This window comes from Geobacillus sp. WSUCF-018B (genome assembly GCF_002809985.1).
Classification (GTDB): domain Bacteria; phylum Bacillota; class Bacilli; order Bacillales; family Anoxybacillaceae; genus Geobacillus; species Geobacillus thermophilus.
Genome location: NZ_PIJF01000083.1, coordinates 1 through 6362 on the forward strand (window position 1 = coordinate 1; position 6362 = coordinate 6362).

At 38.9% G+C, this 6362-nt stretch carries 5 protein-coding genes; 4 read left to right on the top strand and 1 reads right to left on the bottom strand.

Annotated features, from left to right (window positions below):
* Nucleotides 1-809: 809 nt before the first annotated feature.
* Complete coding sequence (locus tag CV944_RS17755; protein ID WP_233205078.1) at nt 810-1226, bottom strand: hypothetical protein; 417 nt, start codon at nt 1224-1226, stop codon at nt 810-812.
* 330 nt (nt 1227-1556) lie between these two features.
* Here CV944_RS17755 and CV944_RS16030 point away from each other — a divergent pair, with 330 nt between their 5' ends.
* The 4 genes from CV944_RS16030 (at nt 1557) to CV944_RS16045 (ending at nt 5933) form a co-directional block, all read left to right on the top strand.
* On the top strand, nt 1557-2264 hold the full coding sequence (locus tag CV944_RS16030) for an NERD domain-containing protein (RefSeq protein ID WP_233205087.1): 708 nt from the start codon (nt 1557-1559) through the stop codon (nt 2262-2264).
* Nucleotides 2203-2964 carry a hypothetical protein gene (locus tag CV944_RS16035; protein WP_233205101.1) on the top strand — a complete coding sequence of 254 codons (762 nt, stop codon included), beginning with the start codon at nt 2203-2205 and terminating at the stop codon, nt 2962-2964. Before CV944_RS16030 ends, CV944_RS16035 begins: the two co-directional genes overlap by 62 nt.
* A gap of 768 nt (nt 2965-3732) precedes the next feature.
* Nucleotides 3733-5091 (top strand): AAA family ATPase, encoded by a 1359-nt coding sequence (locus tag CV944_RS16040; RefSeq protein ID WP_158236225.1) that lies wholly within the window; start codon nt 3733-3735, stop codon nt 5089-5091.
* Nucleotides 5092-5153: 62 nt separating this feature from the next.
* Nucleotides 5154-5933, top strand: a complete 780-nt coding sequence (locus CV944_RS16045) for a hypothetical protein (RefSeq protein WP_100664522.1) — start codon at nt 5154-5156, stop codon at nt 5931-5933.
* The last annotated feature ends 429 nt before the right edge of the window (nt 5934-6362 follow it).

Genomic DNA, 6362 nt, shown 5'->3' on the forward strand with positions numbered 1-6362 from the left:
ATCATATCACCTACTTGATGAAGAATCGTCAACGTCGTTTTCCCTTATCGTATCAACGGTTTGCGACCATTGTAAAGATGTTTTGTCACGGATTCAGGTCTATGTAAAGTGGGAGACATCTTCCGGAAATTTCTATAAAGGCCCTCACTATTATTTCAAATTTACTTGTCGGTTACATTTTTTTGGTGAAAAATGTATGATGAAGGTATCAGATTCCTGCAGATAATATTAATTTACTTATTCGAATCTTGCTGCCTAACTAGAGAGGTTAAATAAACCACTATATTTCCTACATATTTTCGCCATTCAGAATCATACATCAAGAAGAAAGGTACTCGAATAATATGGTAACCTTGACTTTGAATATACATATCTCTTCTCTCGTCATACGCTATACCTTCTAGTGTAAAATGAGAAGGTCCATCCAGTTCGTAATCAATTTTTGTGAATTAATCTTTATATTTAACGTCTAGCTTGCAACGGTCCACAATGTCTCGATAACTGTTAGGAGGAAACAAAGGATACAGTTGTGCTTAATATGTGACCAATTTATTTTGTGAAAAAATCATTCTTTCGTTTTTTAGCCATGTTGTAGATACTGATGATTTTCTTGTTCCAGTTTTATCTACGTTCACACGAAAAAATAGTTGGTGAATAACTATGGTACACTCATTAAATGCTGTTTTTATCATTCTGTTATAACTGTACTACTCATATTCGTTATAACAGACCACATACTCACTTTCTTGCTAACACATTTGCTAACGTAATTATTTTTTTGAGTTAAACTTAATGAACTAAGTTAATTTTCAACAGCTAAAAAACCTTGATAAATCAAACTTCTTTGCATCTAATTTACTCAATAAAATTAGATTATTTTTAGAAAACGCGATTGACAGGGTGGAGGTCGCTGGTTCGAGCCCAGTCGGAATCATCGAGTGAAATCTCTTGAGCCACAAGGTTTCAAGGGATTTTTTATTTCTGTTGTCATTTGTTGTTTTTTGGTGTTTTTGGTGAATTGGTGTGATTTTTGGAGTGATTGATTTAAATTCACCATTCATCGCTTCGACTTTTTTATCTATTGCTTCAACTTTTTTGTCTAATGTTTCGACTTTTTTGTCCATTGTTTCGATTTTTTCGTTTAATGCAGCGATTTGCGAGCGAAAGTCAGATGCATACAGATCGAGAGCCTTTAAAATTTCTTTTAACATCGTTTGTTGTTCCACCTTATTCACCTCCTCACTAAACAGTATAACCGGATTATATAGACAAGGAAAGACAAACGGAGAGAAAAAGGTGTAGGGCGGGAGCTGTTCGCTATATTCGATCCCCGTTGGCTAAGGCGGAAGCCATAAAGGCTTCTGCTTTTTTTTATGCACTTGACAATATTCGACAACATATTTTTACAAAAATTGATAGAATCAGATTAACCAAGTCTTTATATCTATGACAAAGGGAGGGGGAAGCGGATGAATGCGAATCTTTTTTATACGCTGCTTCTTTTATGCTTGCTTGCCTTATTGGCAAGATAGATCAAGTCGAAAGAAGCAGAATGGATGGGATCGTATGGAGAATATAAAGTCCGTAAAGCAATCAAAAAGATAGAAGCAACATCATCTGGAAAATACAAAGCTTTTCATAACCTGTATATTCCTAAACAGGATGGCTCCACTTCGCAAATGGATCATATTATCCTTTCCGATCAAGGCCTGTTTGTCATTGAAACGAAAAATTACAGCGGCTGGATTTTTGGAGATGAAACATCAAAATATTGGACGCAAGTGATTTATAAACGAAAAGAAAAATTTCTTAATCCTATTTTGCAGAATAAAGGGCATATCAAGGCGTTAAGAGACTGGCTTGGGGAAGCGTTCTCGCATATTCCGATTCACTCGGTTGTCGTGTTTCTGCCGCGGGCAAAGTTTAAATCAGATACTCATTTCGTTCATGCTTACGTAGTTTATCCTAAACAGTTGAAACAAGTGCTCGAGCAGCACCAAACAAAAGTGATCGATAGAGAAACAAAACAACTGTTGACTCAAAAATTAGAAACAGTGCTTGTCAAAAACAAACAGCAAGAAAAAGAAATGAAAAAGCGGCACGTGCAAACGATTCGAACAAAGCAAAAACGGACGGAACAACATATCCAGCAAAACCGCTGCCCGAAATGCGGCGGCGCTCTTGTAGTCAAAAGAGGAAAATATGGGAAATTCAAAAGCTGCAGCAACTATCCGAAATGTAAATTTACGCAAGCGATTCGCTGATTTTCCCTCTGTTAGCGCAAAACGTCTGGAAGGTAGCCTATTTGCTCTGAGATTTAGAAAACGTGTAGGGAGAGGAATAACCATGTTTTCTATTCATGAGGAAATGAAAGTGTTATCACAAAAACATCCATTCTTTTCTTCAAAGGAAGCATTGAAAGATGCATTAAAATTTCAGCTTCAAGAAAAGTTTCGCGTGATGAATAATAAGCATTTTCATGGATATGTAGTCGACCTTTGGGTAGAAGACCCGAATGGCGGGCAACAATACGCGATATATTTAATGAATAAGCTCGCCAGACTGGCCATTAAGCAAAACAATCAATCTATAGAATTAAAACATCACGGTGCTCAAGACATTGGTCGTTATGATTTTCTTAAACAAGTCGAGAAACTTGAAAAGCTTGCCACAGGGAGAGAAAATGTCCAAGGAATTGCGATTCTATTAACCAATGACCATTTGTATTGGAGCAAGCCAACCAGATCCAATACGGTGGACAGTTATTTTCGAATCCATGAAAACAGCATTTTAACGGGAGAGCTGAAGTGGCTGGAACATGCGTCAGCGGGAACGACAAAAAACCGTGAAGAACCGATTGTCCTAAAAGGAATGTATAAAATGCAATGGCATCATTACTCAACCGTTCGCAATGAAAAGCATGGAGAGTTTCGGTACTTAGCTGTTTACGTAGGAGTTGATTAAAGAGGGAAAAGATGTGTGTAAGAGATAATGTTACATCAAGTATTCGAGTACATGCCAATAGGCGGGCAAGTCTTTCATTTTATTTCTGCACGGTCCAAAAACGGCCAAAAAAGGGCATAGGTGTGCAGCGCCATTTTGCTTTCACAAACTAAAGTGCGATGCTGATATATCAAGGGTTTGAACGTTTGACGTTTTTGTTCAAACAGTCAAGTTTACATAACAACAATTTATTTTTTGCGGGGTTCGCGGGGGTGTGCAAAAACGCCCCTTGCCGCCCTAGAAAATCAATGGTAAAGAAGGTGCTCTTTTAAAAGGAAGACCTCGTTTAGAGGATTGAAACAACCTGCTCGCTTTGCGAAACGGGGGAAACGATAATGAGGTGCGAAGGTGGCGGAAATCACAAAAGTTTTTAGGGAACGATTGCGTGGCGGTGATGGGAAAATGTATGAAAACACGGTTGATAGGGTTCGATATTTTTGTTGCTTATGGCTGCGACAGATGGAATATGCGGTATAACGAAGATTCACAGTAACGATATTGGAAAATTTGTGCTAAAATGTTAGTATAGGGATAATGAAAGGGGGAGTGGCTTGAATGAGTTATCAAGCGGCAAAGGAAGAGCTGAAGGGTGTCATTTCGGCAGGATATCCCCTTTTGTATGTCGTGACAGAAGATGAACGTCCAGTCGTGGAGACGTTTCATTGGATTGCCAAACAAGATTCATTGCAATACGATGTGTTTACATGGAACTATTCTAGCGGACTAGTGTTGGAAGCGGAAACGATTCACAAGGAGGATATACGGAATCCCTTTCAGATGTTCAAAAAAATTAAAGAATACCCACACAACGCGATCTTCGTTCTCCATGATTTGCATATTTTCTTTCAAAATAAAGAATTGTTGCTCGAATTAAAAGATACGGTATTGCATATTACAGTGCCGATGACGAAGGAGTTTTCATGGAAGCGTTATTCCGATGTCGATCATTGTATTTACAAGCATATTGCCATTACCGCTCCAAAGGCGGAGATCCCGTTAGAATTAAATAAATTGATTCATGTGGTGCGCTTTGGGCTGCCTGGGCGGAACGAAATCGCAGAGATGATTGACATTATTATGAAGAAAACCAACAGTCGTTATCGGATGGATCGAGAAGAAAAGGAGCGACTTATTAATGCGTCGCTAGGGTTAACAGAAACCGAGATTTTTAACGCCTATATCAAATCGATGTTGCGAAATAATGGGAAAATCGAACCGAAAACGGTTGCCGGTGAAAAGCGGCAAATTGTTGAAAAACAAGGATTGCTGGAGTATTACGAGCCAGACGTGTCATTAAATGAAATTGGAGGGCTGAAGCCGCTAATTGATTGGGTGAAAAAACGAAAAATTGCTTACAATGAAGTGATTCGCAAAAAATACGGATTAAATTTGCCTAAAGGACTGTTAATGACAGGAGTGCAAGGATGCGGGAAAAGTTACACGGCAAAAGCGATCGCCAACTTTCTGGAATTTCCGATGCTTCGTTTAGATATCGGGGCGTTGATGAGCAAATGGCTCGGAGAAAGCGAAGAAAATATCCGCAAAGCGATTCAACTGGCGGAAAACATTTCCCCTTGCGTTTTATTTATTGATGAAATCGATAAAGCGATCCCAGATCCGGCTGGCATCAATACCCACGAAGTTAGTAAGCGAATTTTATCTACTTTGCTTACGTGGCTGCAAGAAAAAAAGGCTCCGGTTTTTGTCGTAGCTACGGCAAACAATATTGAACATCTTCCTCCAGAGATTATGCGCAAAGGGAGATTTGACGAAATTTTCTTTATCGATCTGCCGAAAAAACAAGAGCGGAAAGAGATTTTTGCCATTCATTTAAAGAAAAAAGGATATCAACCAGAGAAGTTTAATCTAGATCTGCTTGCGGAAAAAACAGAAGGATTTTCTGGCAGTGAAATCGAGGCAGTCATTAACGAAAGCATTTTTCAAGCGGCCTATGACCAAAGAACGTTAGAAATGTGGTATTTGTTGAGAGAAATCGACCAAACAAGCCCATTGAGCCAGACAATGGGAGAAAAATTAAAACACATTCAAGAATGGGCGCGAAAAAATAAATTGAGACGGGCGAACTAAAGTAGCTTTTATTTTTGGTTGGATTTTTTTTATTATTCAGTTAATTACAAAGGGGAGAGAAGATGGAAAGAATTTTGTTTCATATTTCATGGGTGTTTGTCTTCTTCTTGGTCTATTCCGCATGGCACGATCTGCCCGATGACTATCTCATGTTTTTGTCAATGATCACTATTTTTTACTTTTTCATTACAGGAGCTATGCGGACAGGGGCGAGAGATAATGGGCAAATATCGGTTTCCATTGCCTATACTTTATTTGTATTAGGGTATATGTTATGGAGAATGTGGACATATGGAACCGATGTGGTGCATTTATTTTATATCTCCATTATCGCCTTTTTAGTTACGTATTTGAAAAAAATAGATACCCGCTATTTGAAGTGGGCGGTTACGGGATATTTGCTTCTTTGTTTGTTTTATGCGCTAGTACGGATGATAATCGATGATTATCCGGTCATAATTGCGTTGCTGGATGGAGTGGGATTAAATGGCTCGACCTTTGCATGGAAAAATTGGTACGCCATTGCAGCGTTTGCGGCGATTTTCTCGTTAATAGAAGCGAAAATGTCGAAAGCGAATAAGTTTGAAATCGTGTTGCCAAAAATACAACTTCACCGTGGGAGAAGAGAGTGGAAAAAAGAGATTTCTTTTGAACAGACGCCATACCCGCGCGAAATTCTCGAAGCGAAAGTACAATCTGCTTCTTATAAGGAGATGACCCAAAAAAGCGGGGAGAGAGCAGATTTTATCGTCTCCCAGGAACAATTCCAACAGGATAAAAAACCTTCTCCAAAGCGGCCGAAAAGTTCTGGGGAAAGGGTGAAAGATATCAAAAAGCGATAAATTCATTTCCATTTTGGAAAGATCAACGCGGCCGTCACCGAAGCAACGATATGGATTGGAGAGAAAAAGACGAACGGTATCGATACTGTCCGTCTTTTTCTTGTTTGGTTCCATGCAGCTTCCGCACGGTCCCAAAACGGCTAAAAAAGAGCATAGGTGTGCAGCGTTATTTTACTTTCATAAACTAAAGTGCGATGTTGATATATCAACGATTTGGACGTTTGACGATTTCTCCAAATCGTCTGGTTTACATAACCCGAGTTCGACAGTTTTGAGGCCATTTTAGGCAAATGAAAATGGCCAAAATGCTGTTATATCAAAGATTTCGCGATGCGGATCCTAGAAAAAAACACTGAATTTCATAGGCACACGACTTGTTTATTTTAACTTTTAAAACAGCTGAATATCGGTTATAATATAGGCATGTAC

Bases quoted from the DNA above. Each gene is read 5' to 3' on its own strand.
- CV944_RS16045 (WP_100664522.1), top strand. From the start codon at position 5,154: ATGGAAAGAATTTTGTTTCATATTTCATGGGTGTTTGTCTTCTTCTTG.
- CV944_RS16035 (WP_233205101.1), top strand. From the start codon at position 2,203: ATGGGAAATTCAAAAGCTGCAGCAACTATCCGAAATGTAAATTTACGC.
- CV944_RS16030 (WP_233205087.1), top strand. From the start codon at position 1,557: ATGGGATCGTATGGAGAATATAAAGTCCGTAAAGCAATCAAAAAGATA.